This is a genomic window from Ferdinandcohnia jepli (genome assembly GCF_047246645.1).
Lineage (GTDB): Bacteria > Bacillota > Bacilli > Bacillales > Bacillaceae_L > Ferdinandcohnia.
In genome coordinates, this window is the sequence record NZ_JBFOKR010000007.1 from 178,519 (window position 1) to 197,450 (window position 18,932).

Annotated in this window: 17 protein-coding genes; 16 read left to right on the forward strand and 1 reads right to left on the reverse strand. The window is 39.3% G+C overall.

What is annotated here, in order from left to right:
• The first annotated feature begins 76 nt into the window (after window positions 1-76).
• The 15 genes from AB3M96_RS09375 (at window position 77) to AB3M96_RS09445 (ending at window position 16,417) form a co-directional block, all read left to right on the forward strand.
• Window positions 77-1,594 carry a nitrate/nitrite transporter gene (locus AB3M96_RS09375; protein ID WP_412967330.1) on the forward strand — a complete coding sequence of 506 codons (1,518 nt, stop codon included), beginning with the start codon at window positions 77-79 and terminating at the stop codon, window positions 1,592-1,594.
• Window positions 1,595-1,988: 394 nt separating this feature from the next.
• Entirely contained in the window at window positions 1,989-2,438 is a 450-nt protein-coding gene (locus AB3M96_RS09380) for a hemerythrin domain-containing protein (protein WP_412967331.1), read from the forward strand.
• Between the two features lie 39 nt (window positions 2,439-2,477).
• Complete coding sequence (locus tag AB3M96_RS09385) at window positions 2,478-2,789, forward strand: hypothetical protein (RefSeq protein ID WP_412967332.1); 312 nt, start codon at window positions 2,478-2,480, stop codon at window positions 2,787-2,789.
• 18 nt (window positions 2,790-2,807) lie between these two features.
• Window positions 2,808-3,101 (forward strand): hypothetical protein, encoded by a 294-nt coding sequence (locus AB3M96_RS09390; RefSeq protein ID WP_412967333.1) that lies wholly within the window; start codon window positions 2,808-2,810, stop codon window positions 3,099-3,101.
• Window positions 3,076-6,765: a nitrate reductase subunit alpha gene (locus tag AB3M96_RS09395; RefSeq protein ID WP_412967334.1), complete on the forward strand. Its 3,690-nt coding sequence runs from the start codon at window positions 3,076-3,078 to the stop codon at window positions 6,763-6,765. The genes AB3M96_RS09390 and AB3M96_RS09395 overlap by 26 nt, the downstream gene beginning before the upstream one ends.
• On the forward strand, window positions 6,755-8,257 hold the full coding sequence (gene narH / locus AB3M96_RS09400; RefSeq protein WP_412967335.1) for a nitrate reductase subunit beta: 1,503 nt from the start codon (window positions 6,755-6,757) through the stop codon (window positions 8,255-8,257). Before AB3M96_RS09395 ends, narH begins: the two co-directional genes overlap by 11 nt.
• Window positions 8,254-8,856 carry a nitrate reductase molybdenum cofactor assembly chaperone gene (narJ, locus tag AB3M96_RS09405; protein WP_412967336.1) on the forward strand — a complete coding sequence of 201 codons (603 nt, stop codon included), beginning with the start codon at window positions 8,254-8,256 and terminating at the stop codon, window positions 8,854-8,856. The genes narH and narJ overlap by 4 nt, the downstream gene beginning before the upstream one ends.
• A 227-nt stretch (window positions 8,857-9,083) precedes the next feature.
• Window positions 9,084-9,785, forward strand: coding sequence for a respiratory nitrate reductase subunit gamma (narI, locus tag AB3M96_RS09410; protein WP_412967337.1), 702 nt, complete (start codon window positions 9,084-9,086; stop codon window positions 9,783-9,785).
• A 345-nt stretch (window positions 9,786-10,130) separates the two neighbouring features.
• Window positions 10,131-10,355 carry a heavy-metal-associated domain-containing protein gene (locus AB3M96_RS09415; RefSeq protein ID WP_412967338.1) on the forward strand — a complete coding sequence of 75 codons (225 nt, stop codon included), beginning with the start codon at window positions 10,131-10,133 and terminating at the stop codon, window positions 10,353-10,355.
• 14 nt (window positions 10,356-10,369) lie between these two features.
• Window positions 10,370-12,268 (forward strand): heavy metal translocating P-type ATPase, encoded by a 1,899-nt coding sequence (locus tag AB3M96_RS09420; RefSeq protein ID WP_412967339.1) that lies wholly within the window; start codon window positions 10,370-10,372, stop codon window positions 12,266-12,268.
• A gap of 93 nt (window positions 12,269-12,361) precedes the next feature.
• The gene (locus tag AB3M96_RS09425) at window positions 12,362-13,003 is read left to right on the forward strand and encodes a Crp/Fnr family transcriptional regulator (RefSeq protein ID WP_412967340.1); all 642 of its coding nucleotides are present in this window, start codon (window positions 12,362-12,364) and stop codon (window positions 13,001-13,003) included.
• A gap of 20 nt (window positions 13,004-13,023) precedes the next feature.
• Window positions 13,024-13,473 carry a flavodoxin gene (locus AB3M96_RS09430; RefSeq protein ID WP_412967341.1) on the forward strand — a complete coding sequence of 150 codons (450 nt, stop codon included), beginning with the start codon at window positions 13,024-13,026 and terminating at the stop codon, window positions 13,471-13,473.
• A 169-nt stretch (window positions 13,474-13,642) separates the two neighbouring features.
• The gene (locus AB3M96_RS09435; RefSeq protein WP_412967342.1) at window positions 13,643-14,626 is read left to right on the forward strand and encodes an aldo/keto reductase; all 984 of its coding nucleotides are present in this window, start codon (window positions 13,643-13,645) and stop codon (window positions 14,624-14,626) included.
• Between the two features lie 232 nt (window positions 14,627-14,858).
• Window positions 14,859-15,788, forward strand: coding sequence for a ring-cleaving dioxygenase (locus AB3M96_RS09440; protein WP_412967343.1), 930 nt, complete (start codon window positions 14,859-14,861; stop codon window positions 15,786-15,788).
• Window positions 15,789-15,808: 20 nt separating this feature from the next.
• A complete protein-coding gene (locus AB3M96_RS09445) occupies window positions 15,809-16,417 on the forward strand; it encodes a flavin reductase family protein (RefSeq protein WP_412967344.1) in 609 nt (202 codons plus the stop codon).
• 29 nt (window positions 16,418-16,446) lie between these two features.
• On the opposite strand, the gene AB3M96_RS09450 is transcribed toward AB3M96_RS09445, so the two are convergent.
• Window positions 16,447-17,313 (reverse strand): VanW family protein, encoded by an 867-nt coding sequence (locus AB3M96_RS09450; RefSeq protein ID WP_412967345.1) that lies wholly within the window; start codon window positions 17,311-17,313, stop codon window positions 16,447-16,449.
• A gap of 670 nt (window positions 17,314-17,983) precedes the next feature.
• Between AB3M96_RS09450 and qoxA the strand changes: the two genes are divergently transcribed.
• A complete protein-coding gene (gene qoxA, locus AB3M96_RS09455) occupies window positions 17,984-18,907 on the forward strand; it encodes a cytochrome aa3 quinol oxidase subunit II (RefSeq protein ID WP_412967346.1) in 924 nt (307 codons plus the stop codon).
• Window positions 18,908-18,932 lie beyond the last annotated feature (25 nt).

An 18,932-nucleotide genomic window follows, 5' to 3' on the forward strand; every position in this document is an offset into this window, starting at 1 on the left:
AGTGGGTTTGAAATTTTATTAATTCCACAAACTACAAAGAAAGTAATGATACATAAGTGTTTTGAGGAGGAATAGAATGAAATTACAAAAATGGCAGCTACCCCTTCAAACCTCTAGTTTAGTTGTTGGATTTATGGTGTGGGTCATTATTTCTTCATTGATGCCGAATATAAAACAGGATATTCCCCTTGCCGACAATCAGGTGGCATTGGTGACAGCGGTACCTGTCATTTTAGGGTCGTTATTACGGATCCTACTAGGCTATTATACAAATCGATTTGGGGCAAGATGGTTATTCGTTATTAGCTTTTTAGTGTTGTTACTACCCATCTTTTATATTAGTATGGCGGATTCGTTAGCTGACTTAATTCTCGGTGGACTGTTACTGGGAGTTGGAGGAGCGGTTTTTTCAATTGGTGTAACATCCCTCCCGAAATATTATCCCAAAGAACGACATGGGTTTGTGAATGGTATTTATGGTGCTGGGAATATAGGGACCGCAATTACTTCCTTCGCTGCGCCAGTGCTTGCGGTTAATTATGGCTGGGAAACCACAGTTCGGTTATTTTTAATACCAGTTCTTTTATTTGCTGTATTGAACTTTCTCTTTGGTGACCGACAAGAACCGAAAGTGAATAACCCCTTGGGTGAGCAAATAAAAAGTGTTTATAAAAATGAAAAGCTTTGGTTTCTAAGTTTGTTTTATTTTGTAACATTTGGATCATTTGTTGCGTTTACTGTTTACCTACCAAATTTCTTAGTTACAAACTTTGGATTAACTTCGGTGGATGCCGGGTTACGTACCGCAGGTTTTATTACTTTAGCAACTTTGATGAGACCGGTTGGTGGTTGGTTGGGAGATAAATTTAATCCTTATTTAATCTTATTCCTTGTTTTTAATGGTCTTACGTTTTCAGGGGTACTTCTTTCGTTTTCGCCAGATATTACACTATATTCAATCGGTAGTTTGACAGTTGCCTTTTGCGCGGGAATCGGAAATGGTACGATCTTTAAGCTGGTACCGTACTATTTTTCGAAGCAGGCTGGTATTGTCAACGGAATTGTTTCTGCTATGGGAGGATTAGGTGGATTCTTCCCACCACTCGTTTTATCGATTGTGTTTAATATTACTGGTCATTATGCGATTGGATTTATGTCATTAGCGATGTTTGCGCTATTAAGTGCAGTCATCGTTGTTTGGATGTTCTATCTGGAAAGAATAAGCCTCGAATCAAAGCTTATTGAAAATGTTGCACAAGGCATGATGGTGACGAGCCCAAAAGGAATAATTGAGAAGGTGAACCATGCCTTTACTCGGGTAACTGGTTATGAGACTGATGAGGCAATTGGACAAAAGCCTAGTTTACTACGTTCAGGTAAGCATGATGATTCTTTCTATGAAAGAATGTGGAATTCAATTTATGAAAAAGGATACTGGCAGGGTGAAATTTGGAATAAACGAAAAAATGGTGATATATATCTAGAATGGTTGACCATTAGTGAAGTGAAAAATGAAGCTGGTGAGGTTAAATACTATGTGGGATTATTTAATGATTTGACAGAAAAAAGTGATGATGGAGGAGTCAGGGTGTAGAACCCTGGCTCTTTGTCTTTATTAATGGAAAAAAACAAAATAGGTAAATCGACTAGAAATTAATGCTTTAATCAGCAACTAACTGGGTTATTCGCAATTATTTATATAGATTAGCAAATATGAGGTTTCTTCAGCAATTATTTCAGATTTCCCTGCATCTCAATGGTTTCTAACGTTACATCCTCAGTTAATTGTGATAAGGACCTGTCCCCACGTACACCCACCACCCCTAAACTCCAATATTCACAAATTTTTCAAATCAAACACCGTGATTCGCTTTTCCTGTAAATAAGGGAAACTAGCAATTATTGTGGGTCAAGGTTCTGTCCCTCTGTACCAATTTTTTGTTTATCAATTTTTGTAATGGAAATGATGGTGAGGAGGTTATCAAATTTTGTCAGATTATGAAAGGATGATTGAGATGTCAGGACCAAGTTTGAAGAAACAGGATGCGCATTCTTCTATTCATGAGGCGGCCTTAAATGAGGCAAAGGAGTTGCGTAATTTGTTCCGTAAGTGTTTGGAGGAAGGTGACAAGGAGAAGGCACTTCAGGTGGCGGAGATCGCAATTGACCACTGGGAATCGAGGACCCTAAAGCACGCTGATTCAGAGGAGTCAGGCTTATATAAGGAAATGGTGGAAGAGGACCCTAGCCGCGAAAAAATAGTGAACCAGCTTACTCGTGACCATGATTTAATGCGACGTATTGTTGCGACTATGAAGAAAAGCTTAGAAACTCAAGAGGCAGATTACCGAATGATCCCACTTCTAGATAGTCTAATTATTATTGATGAGATTCATAATGACGACGAAATGAATAAACTCCTGGCAAGTAACGAATAATAACTTGAAAAATTAGGTAATGGAGGAAAGGGGATGTAAATGAGTAAAAAGGATGTAATTGAGGAAAAGCTACTTCGATTTGCTGCACCTAGTTTATATCAAAAGATGGTGGACGTTTTTTCTAAATACAACATCCATTCCTATGATATTCATGCGACTGTCGTTAAACAAACAGATGGGTATGAAGTAAAGCTGCGGTTTTCACAGTCTTTTTCACAGACTGTGTCGACCTTTGTAAGCTTTGAGCAAGCAACAGAACCAGATGAGGAAGTAGCTACATTTTTTAAAGAAACTGCTGAAACTTGCAAGAATCAACTAATCTCAGATTATTACAAGATGATTAAAGTATAAAAGGGGTTGTATATTCAATTGTTTTCATTAGAGAATGACACAATGCTAATTGATGACCGCGAAGATTTAATAGCTGTATTAAGAATGAGATTTGGTGACGTCCCAGGGAAAATGATTGAACAAATCTACCAAATTGATGAAATGGGGACATTACAACGTCTTATTTTAGCAGCGGCAAATGCTTCGAGCTGGAATGTGTTCTTAGAGGAATTCCAACAAGGAAATGAATCTTATCGAATTGTTGGGGAAGATTTCAATCCATTAGCGAATCTCCTGAAAGAAAGGGATGGCGGCAGTGGCAAAGAAAAATAATCTGCTACATTCATTGAAGCATTTAGTCCGTGGAGAGCGAATCAATGATGGCTGGACAGAGGAGAATCCACGTCCGCGTGACTGGGAATCTGTTTATCGAAATCGATGGGCCTACGATAAAATTGTTCGTTCTACTCATGGCGTAAACTGTACGGGGTCTTGTAGCTGGAGAATTCATGTGAAAGACGGAATTATCGCCTATGAGACACAGCAGACAGATTATCCATCAACCGGGGACGACTTCCCGGATTACGAGCCTAGAGGATGCCCGCGTGGCGCAAGTTTCTCATGGTATACATATAGCCCGACTCGTGTGAAGTATCCATATGTGCGTGGAGATCTTTTTGCTCTTTGGAAAGAAGAATTGGAGAAAGCAGACAACCCTGTCCAAGCATGGGAAAACATTGTCACTAATCCAGAAAAACGTGCTCAATATGTGTCAGCCCGTGGTAAAGGCGGCTTTGTTCGTGGAACATGGAAGGATGTCTGTGAAATCATTGCAGCTTCTACTATTTATACGATCAAAAAATACGGTCCTGACCGGGTTGTTGGTTTTAGCCCAATCCCTGCAATGTCGATGGTGAGTTATTCCGGCGGGACGAGGTTTTTATCTTTAATAGGTGGGTCTATACTGAGCTTTTACGATTGGTATGCGGATCTACCTCCAGCATCTCCACAGGTGTGGGGTGATCAAACGGATGTGCCTGAAAGTGGAGATTGGTATAACACAAAATACTTCATCATCTGGGGAACAAACATCCCACAAACAAGGACACCTGACGCTCATTTTATGGTTGAATCTCGCTATAACGGTACAAAGGTAGTAGGGGTAAGTCCAGATTATGCTGAGTATGATAAGTTTGCTGATATTTGGTTGCCGGCCAAAGCAGGTACGGATGGCGCATTGGCGATGGCGATGACACATGTTATTTTAAAAGAATTTTATGTAGATAAGGAAACACCATATTTTACAGATTACGTTAAGCAGTATACAGACCTTCCGTTTCTAGTTGTATTAAATAAAAAGAATAATAGTTATCGAACGGATCGATTTGTTCGTGCTTCTGACTTTTCAGACCAACAAGAGCACGGCGACTGGAAAACTGTAGTATGGGATGATAGCTCCAAAAACGTCGCAGTTCCGAATGGTACCCAAGGCCACCGTTGGGATAGTGGTAGCAAGTGGAACTTAGATATGGTAAATGAGGATGGAACGAGTATTAATCCTCGACTCAGCTTTTTACAGGATTCAGATGAAGTTGCACTGGTTGAATTCCCTTATTTTGCTGAGCAACAGGGTGGAAAAGTTGAACGTGGTGTCCCAGTTAAAAAGATTAAGGACAAAAATGGTGATGAACTAATTGTCACAACCGTTTTTGATATTATGCTCGCACATACAGGTGTTAATCGAGGACTAACAGGCGATTATCCAACTGATTATAATGATGCAACTAGACCATACACACCAGCCTGGCAGGAAAGTATAACAGGTGTGAAAAAGGAACATGTCATTCAAGTAGCACGCGAATTTGCTGAAAATGCAGCTTTAACACAAGGGAAGTCAATGATTGCAATGGGTGGCGGTACGAATCACTGGTACCATAGTGACCAAATTTACCGTTCAATTTTAAACCTTGTGATGTTAACTGGTTCCCAAGGCGTAAACGGTGGAGGATGGGCTCATTATGTAGGGCAGGAAAAGGTTCGTCCGTTAGAAGGATTTCAACAAATTGCGTTCGCAAATGACTGGGTAAAAGCACCACGTTTAATGAATGGAACTTCATTCTTCTACTTTGCAACTGAACAGTTCCGGTATGAATACGATGCTGATGATGTACAAAACGAATGGGGTAGTCAATATACAAAGATGCATCCTGCAGACTTTAATGCACTTTCAGCGAGGTTGGGGTGGCTACCAAGCTTTCCATCACTCTCGCAAAACACATTAGATGTAATGAAGGATGCTCGAGCTAAACATGGTAATGATGATAAAGCTGTTACAGATTACATTGCTAAGCAGATGGTAGATGGAGAACTTGATTTTGCGATAGAAAACCCAAATGATCCTAGAAACTTCCCGCGTGTCTTCTTTAACTGGCGCTCTAATTTATTGGGGGATAGTGGAAAGGGACACGAGTATTTCGTGAAGCATTTAATTGGCTCTAAAGATACGGTGCTATCAGATCCAGAACATTCCTGGCAACCAAAGGATGTAAATATTACGGAGAAGCCGCCAGAAGCAAAAACAGATTTGTTTGTAAGTATGGATTTTAGAATGACGAGCTCTGGTCTGTTCTCTGACATCATTTTACCGGCAGCAACATGGTACGAAAAGCAAGACATCAGTACAACGGATTTACATCCATTTGTTCATCCGTTTAATGCTGCGATTAGTCCGCCCTGGGATACAAGAAGTGACTGGGATGCTTTTAGACAGATTGCGAAAACATTCTCAGAGTTGGCGAGAGAGCATTTGCCTCCACAAGAAGATGTGGTCATTTCTCCATTAGCACACGATACAATTAATGAAATCGCTCAGCCTTTCGGGAAGGTTAAAGATTGGCGAAAAGGCGAAGTGGAAGGCATACCTGGTAAAACAATGCCGAACTTAAATTATGTAAAGCGTGATTATCCAAATGTATATGATATGTGGATAACGGTTGGTCCAAACATTAAAAATGGATATGGTACAAAAGGAGTTAAGATTCCTGGAGATAAAGTATACCAATCCTTAATGGACCGATTGGGACCTTCCAAGTACGAAGGAATCGGAAAGGGATATCCTTCACTTTACTCTGATGTGCAAGCGATAAATGCTATTTTACTAATGTCCGGTGCGACCAACGGAAAGCGTGCTGTTGAAGGCTGGAAGTCGATGGAGCAGAAGACTGGTAAAAAACTCGGTCATATTTCAGAGGGGCGTGAGGATGAGGACTATACATTAGACGCTTTAACCATTCAACCTCGTCAAACCATCTCAACTCCGGTTTGGAGTGGATTGGAAAATGATAATAGACGCTATTCTCCGTTCACGGTGAACAAGGAATATCATATTCCATGGCATACGTTAACTGGTCGTCAAAGTTTTTATTTAGATCATGAAGTCATGCTTGATTATGGAGAGGGGCTTCCGTTATACATTCCTCCGATAAATAAGGGGCCATTTGTGAAGGGTGAAAAAGAAGTTGCAAACACAGGGAAATCAATCACTCTCCGTTATATGACACCTCACCAAAAATGGGGTATTCATACGATGTTCACTGACACAAGGCATATGGTACAGCTATTCCGTGGCTGGCAGGTTGTCTGGATGAATGAAGAGGATGCAGCTGAAATCGGAATTAAAGACAATGATTGGATTGAACTTTATAACCGGAATGGGGCAGTTGTTGCGAGAGCTGTACTCACATACCGGATGCCGCGTGGCGCGGTGTATATGCACCACGCTCAGGATCGGACGATGGGTGTGCCTGGTAACACAATCAATAAAAATCGTGGCGGTACACATAACAGTGTGACTAGAATTTATCCGAAAGCGACACATATGATTGGTGGTTATTCGCAGTTAAGCTATGGTTTTAATTACTATGGACCAACTGGTAGCCAGAGAGATACGTTGGCGATTGTTCGCCCATTAAAGGAGGTCGACTGGCTTGAGAATTAAAGCACAAGTTGCGATGGTCATGCATTTGGACAAGTGTATTGGCTGTCATACTTGTTCTGTTACTTGTAAAAACGTCTGGACGAATCGACCGGGCATGGAATATGTCTGGTATAACAATGTGGAAACCCGCCCTGGACCAGGGTACCCGAAGGAGTGGGAAAACACTGACCGCTATAAGGGTGGCTGGACACTAAGAAACGGGAGATTACATTTACGTGCAGGTGGGCCAATTTCGAAACTAGCCAATATTTTTTACAATCCTAACATGGCAGAGCTTGATGATTTTTATGAACCGTGGACATATGATTTTGAGCATTTGCATCAGGCGAAAAAGGGAGAGAATATCCCTGTCGCACGTCCGAAGTCAATGATTACAGGAAAGTATATCGATAAACCAGAATGGGGTTCAAACTGGGACGATGACCTAGCTGGTGGAAGTGAAGTAGTTCCGCTGGATCCGAATGTTCAGAAGCTTCAAGAGCATATTGCGATGGAATATGAAAAAACATTCATGATGTATTTGCCGAGGATCTGTGAACACTGTCTAAATCCATCCTGTGTGGCGTCTTGTCCGTCAGGAGCATTGTACAAGCGTGATGAAGACGGAATTGTACTTGTTGATCAGGATGCATGTCGTGGCTGGCGTTTCTGTATGAATGGATGCCCATACCACAAGGTATATTATAACTGGAACACACATAAGGCAGAAAAATGTAATTTTTGTTATCCACGTACTGAAGCGGGCCTTCCAACAGTATGTTCAGAAACATGTGTCGGACGTATTCGATATATCGGAGTTGTTCTTTATGACGCTGACAAAGTAAAGGAAGCGGCATCTGTAGAAGACCCGAAGGATTTATACGAGTCACAGCTTTCTGTATTCTTAGACCCATTTGACCCGGAAGTAATTGAAAAGGCTCAAGAACAAGGAATCAATCATAGCTGGATTAAAAGTGCTCAGGAGTCACCAATTTATAAGATGGCAATGAAGTGGAAAATTGCCTTACCATTACATCCTGAATATCGAACTCTACCAATGGTGTGGTATGTTCCACCACTAAGTCCAATCATGAATCATATTACAAATGAGCAGAGTTTGAGTGTAGATGGCTATATCCCGGCTGTGGATGACATGAGAATACCAATGGAATACTTGGCTTCTATCTTAGCTGCTGATGACACAAGTGTGATACGAAGAGTTCTGTTAAAAATGGCAGCTATGCGTGTTCATATGCGTGCGAAAACAGTAGGTGGAATTGATGAAGTGGCTAAGAGTAAGCTTTTAGAAGAAGCGGGCACAACTGTAGAAGAACTTGAAGAAATGAATCGATTACTGGGAGTTGCGAAGTATAATGAAAGATTTGTAATTCCAACAGGTCGTCGCGAAATGGACGAAGATCTTCATTACAAGCAAGGAGCCTGCAGTATCGAAGACTTAGCACCACCTGAAGGAATGGTGACATATCCGTTTGAAAGAAGTGGAAATCAATGAATAATGAATCAAAAGCGATAGCAGTCATCATGTCTCGAGTGCTTGATTATCCTACACAAGAATTACTGGAAGGATATCAAGATATTGAGGAGTTTGTAACTGAGCAAGTTTCTTCTATAAGAATGAGAAATGAGATTCTAGAACGGGTAAAGCCTCTCTTTGAATATTCCTTACTTGATCTTCAACAGCTTTATGTGGATACCTTTGACTATAAGGATAAAACAGGTCTTTATCTCACTGCACATGAACTGGGAGATAGTCGGAAACGTGGAGCAGCATTGATTAAATTGCAGAAACTGATTTGTGAAGCTGGATTCGAATATGAGGGGCAGGAAATAGTTGACTATATTCCGATGCTCCTCGAGCTTTTAGCGCATGCACCTGAAGGAGAGAATTTCGAGCGGCTGTCACGTCGGCTGGCATTTGCAATTCACCGTATCCTTAAACATCTTCCAGAATCAAATCCATATCAGAGGGCAGTAGACTTACTAATGATGTTTGTATTTGAAGCACCTGAAACGGAAGAGATACTTATACTTGAAAACGAACGAGAGGAAGCGGATTTAGAAGAACTACCTTATCCAATGATGTATCAATAAATAGTTTTTTTGGGAATGTGGACAATGTGGATAAGATCTGTGGATTGCTGTGAATTTTGTGGATTAATTGTTTAGAATACATGTGGATACGCATGTTGATAATGTGGATAAATCAAAGGTTATCCTGTGTATATGTGGATAACTTTGTGATTGTTAGTGGTTTACCATTAAGGTACATGTACGGAAATAGTAATTTTCACCTTACATGACAGGAAGGAGGCGTTTGGATGGAGTTATTGTTTTGGTGGACGATCTACCCGTATATCTGCGGTACGATTCTTGTTGTTGCAACTTTTTACCGCTTTATTTTTCGAGGTAAAACCTGGACGGCACCATCAACTGAGATATTTGAGAAAAAGTGGCTAAAAGTTGCATCTCCTTTGTTTCACTATGGAATTATCTTTGCGTTTTTTGGACATGTAATGGGGGTATTGATTCCTTTGGAGTTCTATAACGCAATCGGGGTAGACGACCATACCTATCACTTTTTTGCCATTGTAGGTGGAGGGTTTGCTGGAGTTATGGTGGTACTTGGGCTAATTTTCTTTCTGATACGGAAGCTTGCAATTGAAAAGATACGTGTACATTCGTCCTTTGGAGATTATTTTACAGTCATCTTGCTTCTCCTAGTGGCTGGATTAGGCACATATATGACGATTATCTACAATACAACGGTTGCAGCTTATGAATACCGTGTATCCATTGGCCCGTGGTTTCGAAGTTTATTCACATTGAATCCACAACCTGGACTTATGCTCGGAGTACCAACGTTGTTTAAGGTTCATGTGGTCCTATCGTTTTTATTATTTGCATCTATTCCATTCACAAAGCTTGTTCATATGTTTAGCTTTCCATTACGCTATCCGACACGTGCACCACAGCAATACCGTGCTCGTGATGGGTATAAGAGTGGACAAAAGAGAGTCTAAGTGTAGAGGGGGGAAACCTCCTCTTTTTGCATGATTGCAATCACGCATCTGATGTTTTCTGATTATGAAAATGGTGTGGTTTTCTGGCCCGGATTTTGCTAAAGTGCATAAATTTTGATTAAAATGTAGAAATCCAAAATAACATGCACAAATCAGAATTAAACTGCATAACCCCAATTTTCAAACCTTCTAACAAGCAATTCCCCAGAAAAATGAAAGGATTTCATGTAGTTTCATAAGTTAATCTCCCAAAAATCAAAATTTGACCCACGTCAAAGTTTCCAACGCAACCTCTTCGTACAATAAAGGTGTAAACAAAACAAAACAAACGAGGAGGAATGAAAAATGAGAAATGTTACTTATAAAATGGAAGAACTCACTTGCCCTAGCTGTATCGCTAAAATAGAAAAGGCATTAACGAAACAGGTTGGTGTAGACGAAGTAAAAGTATTATTTAACTCTGGAAAAGTGAAGGTTGCCTACGATGAAACAAAGGCGGATCCAAATGAATATGCTGCTCTGTTGAATAGACTAGGCTATCCTGTTCTTTCTACTAAAATCGAAAAATAGTGGAGGCGAGGAAAGTGAGAAGAAGCGACAAGAAACAAATAGTCATAGTTTCCGGGAGTCTATTGTTGATAGGGATACTGCTTCGTGAATTAGACCAGATATTCATAGCGAACATCGCATTTTTACTAGCAAGTGCATTTGCTGGAATCCCTATTGTAATCAAAGCGTACCAATCATTACGATTACGAATCATCAGCATCGAGCTCTTAGTCACAATTGCAGTTACAGGTGCAATCATTATAGGCGAATATGTTGAATCAGCGGCGGTTACCTTTCTATTTTTATTTGGGGCATACTTAGAATCTCGTACTCTTGAAAAAACACGTTCATCGCTTAGATCGTTGATGGACTTGGCCCCTCAACAAGCAAGGATTCTTTTAAACAATCAAAAGATGTTTGTACCTGTAGAGGATGTAAAAGAGCGGGATATTGTATTTGTACAGTCTGGAGAAAAAATCCCCGTAGATGGGAAAGTTAGAGTTGGCCATGCAAGTGTCAATGAAGCTACCATCACTGGTGAAGCGATACCTGTTTTAAAGAGTAAAAACGATAAAGTTTATAGCGGGACAATTCTTGATACAGGTTATTTGGAATTAGAGGCGGAAAGGGTAGGGGAAAATACAACCTTTTCTAAAATCCTGCAGCTTGTTGAGGAAGCCCAGGATTCGAAAGCAAAAACGCAAAAGTATCTTGAAAGATTTGCATCATTTTATACACCAATTATTTTGTTACTAGCCATAGTAGTCTTCCTTTTCTCAAAGGACATCGAGTTAACACTAACCTTTCTCGTAATCTCATGTCCAGGAGCTCTCGTAATCTCTGCTCCTGTTTCAATCGTTGCAGGGATCGGAAATGGAGCGAAAAATGGGATTTTGCTAAAAGGTGGCGAAATCGTGGAGCAACTTTCACAAATTGATGTCGTAGCATTTGATAAAACTGGTACACTTACAGTAGGGACACCAGAGGTTTCGTCAATTAAGGCTTTTGGAATATCTGAGAAAGAACTGCTCGAATTAAGTGCCACCGCCGAGCTTTTTTCGGAGCATCATTTAGGAAAGGCAATTGTAAAAGAAGCGGACAAAAGAAATATCGCCCTAAATAAGGAGCCGAGGGAATTCCGAGTATTTAAGGGTAAAGGAATTGAAGCAAAAGTTGCAGAAAGACAGTTAGTAATTGGTACACGTAAATTATTACTTGAATACAAGATTCAATTAGATGATAAAGTAAGAGCATACGTAGCATCCGAAGAAGAAAAAGGTCAAACAGTAGTACTTGTTTCAGATACACAAACAGTGTTAGGGGTTATTTCAATTTCTGACCAACTACGGCCAGAAGCGGTAATGGCCATTCAAAAAATAAAGCAGTCAGGTATTAAGAAAATTGTCATGTTAACGGGAGATAATATAGCAGTCGCAGAAATAATAGCAAATCAACTTAAGTTGGATGGATATTATGCAGAATTACTCCCCGAACAAAAGGTTGAGAGAATTAAGAATCTAAAAAGCCAAGGATATAAAGTTGCAATGGTTGGTGACGGGATAAATGATGCACCTGCAATTGCCTCAGCAGATATTGGAATTGCCATGGGCGGGGCCGGCACAGATGTTGCAATGGAAACAGCAGATGTTGTATTAATGTCGGATAGACTGGACCGTCTTCCGTTGGCAGTTAAACTTGCAAGAGCAACCGTATTGAATATGAAGCAAAACATGTACTTTGCAGTCGCAATAGTGGTGTTATTATTAGTCGGAGTTTTAACAAAAACAGTATTCTTAGCATCAGGCATGTTCATCCATGAAGCCAGTGTTTTGCTAGTTATTCTTAATGCGATTCGCCTTGTACGATATAAAGATAAACAAAAGAATGGCATCATAGAATACAAATCTAATAAGCTCATATCAAAAATAAATTAATGATGGGAGTAATTCCAAATGCACTGTCACTCTTGCAATAGTCATGATCATATGAAGAATTCCTGCATTTCCAAAGTTCCTATATTTAACCATTTGAATGAAGAGGAAATGCGAGAAATTGCGGGAGTTAGTATTAGTCGGAAATTAGCTAAAGGAGAGCTCCTTTTTCAATCAGAGGAACTCTCTGAGCATCTTTTTATTGTTCATAAGGGTCGGGTAAAAATATATCGTCTCACTGAGAATGGAAAGGAACAAATCATCCGGTTCATTGAATCTGGGGATTTCGTTGGTGAACTGGCTCTTTTTTCGAATACCGTAACTTCTAACTTTGCCGAAGCAATGGAAGATACTGAAATCTGTTCCATTAACCAAAGGGATTTTCAGCAACTCCTTTTACAATATCCTACCATCTCACTAAAAGTATTAGAGGAAGTTAGCAGCAGACTTACTCGTACAGAGACTCTTGTTGAAAAACTAAATTCACAGGATGTTGAGAAACGAATTGCTTCATATTTAGTGGAATTAATGGCTGAGTCTAGAGGAGAATTGAATGATAGTATTCAGTTACAGCTTCCAATTAGCAAGGGAGACTTAGCTTCAATCCTTGGAACGAGCCAAGAAACCTTAAGCCGTCGCCTCTCGTCCTTTCAAAACAAAGGTTTGATTGAGTTGAAAGGGCAGCGGACTATCATTATAAAACAACCAGAACAGCTAGAGGATAAAGCTTTAAATTAACCCTATTGGGGGGATCCAAATTGTATAGGGTCATTGTTATTTATGCAAGTATGTCTGGAAACACAGAGTTAATGGCCAAGATCATAGCAGAAAGTGTTATAGAAAATGGACTACAAGTAGAAGTTAAGGATTGTTGGGAGGTACTACCCGAGGAGTTACTGAAATACGATGGTATACTTTTAGGGACTTATACTTGGGGAGAAGGTGCGCTCCCTGACGAGTTTCTTGATTTATATGAGGAGTTAGATGGTCTGGACTTTACAACAAAAAAAGGTGCCGTTTTTGGGTCAGGTAGTTCAATGTATCCGTATTTTGCAAGAGCAGTTGATCTCCTTACAGAAAAGTTACAAAAATGTGGTGCTGAAATGATTCTACCACCACTGAAAATTGAGTTGTCTCCAACTGAAAAAGAACAATCTCTATGTAGGGAGTTCGGAAAACAGTTTAGCGAAAAAGTAATTAAACTATAAGAGACTGAGGGAGTCTCTTTTTTATTTTGTTAGAAGTAATGCTTAGTAAAGTATAGGTAAAGCTTAAATAATTCTAGATAATGTCTCAAAAACTTGTATGTAAGCGCATTACTATTTAAACTAGAACTAATATCAAGATTTATATGATTTATGAAGGGAGCTGGACAAATTGAAATATAGACCACTAGGAAATACAGGATTAAAAGTAAGTGAAGTTAGTTTTGGTACATGGGCAATTGGAGGGGCATGGGGAAAAACAAACGATGAAGAATCACTAAAAGGCCTTCAGGTGGCAATGGATAACGGTGTTAACTTCTTTGATACAGCGGATGTGTACGGCGACGGGCATAGTGAGGAATTGTTAGCAAAAGCGACCAAAGGTAAAGAGGATGAAATACATATTGCTACAAAGTTCTGCAGACAAGGAGATTTACATAGCGAAGAAAACTATTCATATGAAACAGTTCGCAGCTATTGTGAAGCAAGCTTAAAACGCTTAAATCGCGAAGCAATTGATTTGTACCAAATTCACTGCCCGCCTACTGAAGTTTTACGAAACGGTCAGGTTTTTGATGTACTGGACCGCCTTCAAAAAGAGGGGAAGGTTCGTCATTACGGAGTGAGTGTTGAAACTGTTGAAGAAGGTTTAATCTGCCTTGAACATTCGAACGTAAAGAGTCTGCAGGTTATTTTTAACATGTTCAGACAGAAGCCTCTAGAAGAACTTCTTCCAAAGGCAAAAGAAAATGGAGTAGGGATATTAGTTAGACTTCCGTTAGCAAGTGGTTTACTAACAGGTAAGTTCACAGAAAGTCATACATTTGAAAAAGAAGATCATCGTAGCTTTAATGAAAATGGGGAAGCCTTTAACGTAGGTGAAACATTTGCAGGTCTTGGCTTTAAAAAAGGGGTTGAACTGTCAAACCAGCTTACTTGGATTGCAGAAGGAAGAGATTCAATGGCAAAAGCAGCTTTACGCTGGATCCTTGATCAGGAAGAAGTAAGCTGTGTCATTCCAGGATTTAAAACCGTCAAACAGATTCAGGAAAACCTAGAGTCCATGAATGTAAAATCATTCACTGCTGAAGAACAACAAAAAATAAGAGACTTCTACAATGAAAATGTTAAACAATTCATTAGAGGTCCATATTAAAAACAATGCTCTCTACACGAAAATGTAGAGGGCTTTTTTTAGCTTTAGTCCAGGATTAAAAACTTTTCTAAAACGCATACCGCAATTCTGCCGTAGTATGTTTTCTTAAATTGACAAATCGTTATTTTTTTTGTAAAATTATCTTAAATTCAAGATAAATTAATTCGAGATATAGTGGATAGCAACTTTTTTATCTGTTAACAATAATAAAAATAGCAAAGGAGAGCTATATATGAAAACAACAGGTATTCATCATATAACTGCAATAGTAGGGCATCCGCAAGAAAATGTTGATTTTTATGCAGGAGTTTTATGCTTGCGTTTAGTAAAGCAGACGGTAAACTTCGATGACCCGGGTACGTATCATTTATATTTTGGGGATGATGGTGGTAGGCCAGGAACCATTATTACATTCTTCCCATGGCCTAATGCGTACCAGGGCAAAATTGGGGATGGCCAGGTCGGCGTTACTGCATATGCTGTTCCGAAAGGTGCTCTTCCTTTTTGGGAAAAGAGGCTAACAAAGTTCGGTATATCTTTTGAAAAAACTGAACGATTTGGTGAACAATCCCTTCAGTTTGAGGATGTACATGGATTACAACTGGAAATTGTTGAACGTGATGAAAGTAATAAAAGTAGTTGGGAGTTTGGTGAAATCACCTCTGATGTAGCTATTCAAGGATTTGCAGGTGCTACCTTGTATTCTTCAAGTCCGGAAGATACTGGAGAACTATTATTAACAATGGGACTTGAGAAGATTGGAGAGGAAGGAGACTTTATCCGTTTTCGCTCAATAGGTGATATTGGAAATGTAATTGACCTTAAGCAAACGTCTTCGGGTCCGGGACAAATGGGAGTAGGGACTGTTCATCATATCGCGTGGAGTGCAAAGGATGACGAAGATCAATTAGAGTGGCAAAAATATATTGGAAGTCATGGGTATGGTGTGACGTCTGTTCGTGATCGTAATTATTTCAATGCCATTTATTTTAGAGAACATGGTGAAATTTTATTTGAAATTGCTACAGATCCACCAGGCTTCGCTTATGACGAATCCTATGAAACGATGGGATCAACTCTAAAGCTTCCGCCACAATATGAGCAACATCGTTCAAAAATCGAAGCAGTTCTCCTACCATTTGAAGTAAGAGAGTTAGAATAAACGTCATTGGAGGTAGCAGGATGATATCAATTGACCCTAACCAAAATTCTGAAAGGGACAACTACAAGCTGTTAATTGGAGGGATTGTACCAAGACCAATTGCCTTTGTTACAACGATTGGAGAAAATGGTGTTGTTAATGGTGCGCCTTTTAGTTATTTTAATATCGTTTCCTCAAACCCTCCATTAGTCTCATTGTCAATTCAACGTAAGTCTGGAGAAAAGAAGGATACTGCCCGAAACATCTTACAAAAGAAAGAGTTCGTTATTCATATTGTTGATGAGAGCAATGTTGTAAAAATTAATGAAACAGCAGCAAATCTGCCACCTACGGAAAGTGAAATTACCCGAGCAGGGCTTACTTTAGTTGATAGTAAAGTAGTTATGGTGCCAGGGATAGAGGAAGCAAAGATTAGACTAGAATGTACGTTAGAGCATTCGATGGAATTAGGAGGCACAGAGACACCTGGATGTGATCTGCTTATAGGGCGAATCGTACAATTTCATATTGAAAATGAGCTTTATTACGATGGCAAGATAAATCATGAAAAGCTTGCGGCTGTAAGTAGACTTGCAGGAAATTACTATGCCAAAATCGGTGAAGTATTTGAGATAAAGAGACCAGACTAAAACTGGTCTCTTTTCACTTTTATATGGCTTTACCTTATGTTCCTAGGTTCAACATTAATATCTTCAGAGGAATAAACTGTTATTACTAAAGTTCCGTGTGTAGCCTTTGCACGCAGTAAAATGGGTTGGTTGTATGTATTTTTAAAAAGAAAGTCAGGTCCGTACCAACTGACTGTTGCATCCCGCCCAGGAGGAACATATCCCACACGTTTGCTATGTGAATAACGCTTAACAATTTCGACTCCAGCCATATCCACTGCATTAAAAAGTGTCGATGAAACTTGGCATATTCCTCCACCAATTCCTTCAATTAATTCACCTCTGATAATCTCGGGAGCGGGCATATAACCTTTTGCAGCTGTTCTCTTCCCCACAACCTTATTAAAAGAAAAGGTCTCATTTTGAAAAATAACATGGTTATCAATTGATGAAGCTGCGAGGCTTATATTTGTAGACCGTTCTTTGTTAGACGAATTAAAATATGTAACATATTGACCAATTATTTTAGTTCGAATGGTGGCGAGAAGCTCACTATCTACCCTGGGGTAGATGTTAGAGATTGGTACCTCAATTGATTCTCCTTTTCCAAAAAAGCTTGAATAGAATAACTTTGTAAACTGGTCTCTGTTTAGTTTTTTTCCAACGCGTTCCTGGACAATCTCTCCTGCTTTGCCAACTTTGGCATTTTGAGGCTCCTGGTAAACCTGTTCATCTAAGTAAGACAAAAACGTAGTATACTTAGCGTCATCTAATATTGGCACACCAAGTAAAGGAATTGCGTATTCTGCACGATTCACAGTAGCAATTGGCTGACCATTATATGTGATGTATAGGTTGTTCTCTGGTTGAAACTGTTGTATTGAAAAAAGAAGTGTAAAAATCCAAAGAAGCTTCAATGGATCATCCCACCTTTCCTAAATATAGGGAAAACTCCACTCAAATATGTACTTAGTAGTAGTATGGATACTAATTACAAATTCAATTAAAAATACTTAAATTTTTGAAGTGAATTAGACTGTTTTGATGGAACTTTACAACTGTAACAGAATGTTCAAATTTGAAAAAGATGTTGTGATTTGTGTCACAACAAGGTTTAGAGCTTGTATGTTACAATTATTATTTTTTACAAATAATTCCTTCTTTAATTCGTAACAACTTTTTAGTGGGTTACGTGTTATTATCGTCTACACAGTGTGATATTCGTCATAGACAAAAACGACATTCACATATTACAGATTTATAAGTTAATTAATTTTTAATAAAGTGAAACTTCAATTAGTGGGGTTTCGTCCCCACTAATTGTTAGTCACGCAAAGCCTGATGGATTTTTCTAACGGCTAAAGCCCTAAGAAAAACCTGATTTCACCAATCGGGGTGTTAGCGTCCGTTTTTTTCGACAAAACATCTCCTTTTCGAAGTGATTCACCTCCTTTTTTTAAGGTGAATTATTACGGACGGTTACACCGGGATAAAAAAATTTTGACAACTTTGTGAAGTTGTACACATTCTTGTGTCCTCATACATAGTTGTTAATAAGTGCAAATACAACAGAAAGGGGTACCTTTTATGAAGTTAAAATGGGCTTTTCTTGTAGTAGTAACTACTATTGTCACAGTGCTAACAGGTTGTGAACCACTAATGGTTTTAGATCCCAAAGGGCCTCAAGCACAAACACAAGCAAATGATATAATGCTTTCAATTTGGTTAATGTCATTTATTGTTATCGTCGTTTTTTCACTATTAGTTTTTATGCTTATCAAATATCGCGCTTCCAAGCAGCGAGAGGATTATGAACCGCCACATATTGAGGGGAATAAATGGGTCGAAGCGATTATTGTTGGTATTCCAGTATTAATTGTTGCGTTCCTGTCAGTTGTTTCAGTTCAAAGTAACTATAAGGTTGAATCTACACCTGTGGGCTATGAAGATAAAGAACCCTTAGTAATATATGCATCATCATCCAACTGGAAATGGCATTTCAGCTATCCAGAACAGGATATCGAAACAGTCAATTATCTATACATTCCAGCTGATCGACCAATTGAGTTTAAATTATATTCCTTTGGTCCAATTACGAGCTTTTGGATTCCACAGCTTGGTGGGCAAAAATATGCGATGTCTGATATGGTAACAACTCTTCATTTAGCAGCAGATGTACCTGGAGAATTTATGGGGCGTAATGCGAATTTCAGTGGTAAAGGATTTGCTGAAAATAGCTTTAATGTGACAGCGATGAACGAAGCTGAATTTGATGAATGGGTAGAAGAAGTAAAAGAAACAGCTCAGCCGCTAACAGAGGAAAAGTTCAACGAGCTAATAGAACCAGGTCATCTGGGACAACTAACTTTTACTGGAACTCACTTAGATTTCTCACCAGCTCCTGAAGGGGAGAATGGCGGGCATAACCACGGTACGTCACAGGATGAACATTCAGAAAATCAAGAAGATGAACATGAACCTGAAGACCATTCAGAGCACGATTCACACTAGGTTTAACTAGTTTCATAGATAGGAA

Coding starts and splice junctions, on each gene's coding strand:
- AB3M96_RS09415 (WP_412967338.1), top strand. CDS start 10,131: ATGAGAAATGTTACTTATAAAATGGAAGAACTCACTTGCCCTAGCTGT.
- AB3M96_RS09440 (WP_412967343.1), top strand. CDS start 14,859: ATGAAAACAACAGGTATTCATCATATAACTGCAATAGTAGGGCATCCG.
- narJ (WP_412967336.1), top strand. CDS start 8,254: ATGAATAATGAATCAAAAGCGATAGCAGTCATCATGTCTCGAGTGCTT.
- AB3M96_RS09445 (WP_412967344.1), top strand. CDS start 15,809: ATGATATCAATTGACCCTAACCAAAATTCTGAAAGGGACAACTACAAG.
- qoxA (WP_412967346.1), top strand. CDS start 17,984: ATGAAGTTAAAATGGGCTTTTCTTGTAGTAGTAACTACTATTGTCACA.
- AB3M96_RS09375 (WP_412967330.1), top strand. CDS start 77: ATGAAATTACAAAAATGGCAGCTACCCCTTCAAACCTCTAGTTTAGTT.
- narI (WP_412967337.1), top strand. CDS start 9,084: ATGGAGTTATTGTTTTGGTGGACGATCTACCCGTATATCTGCGGTACG.
- AB3M96_RS09395 (WP_412967334.1), top strand. CDS start 3,076: ATGGCGGCAGTGGCAAAGAAAAATAATCTGCTACATTCATTGAAGCAT.
- AB3M96_RS09385 (WP_412967332.1), top strand. CDS start 2,478: ATGAGTAAAAAGGATGTAATTGAGGAAAAGCTACTTCGATTTGCTGCA.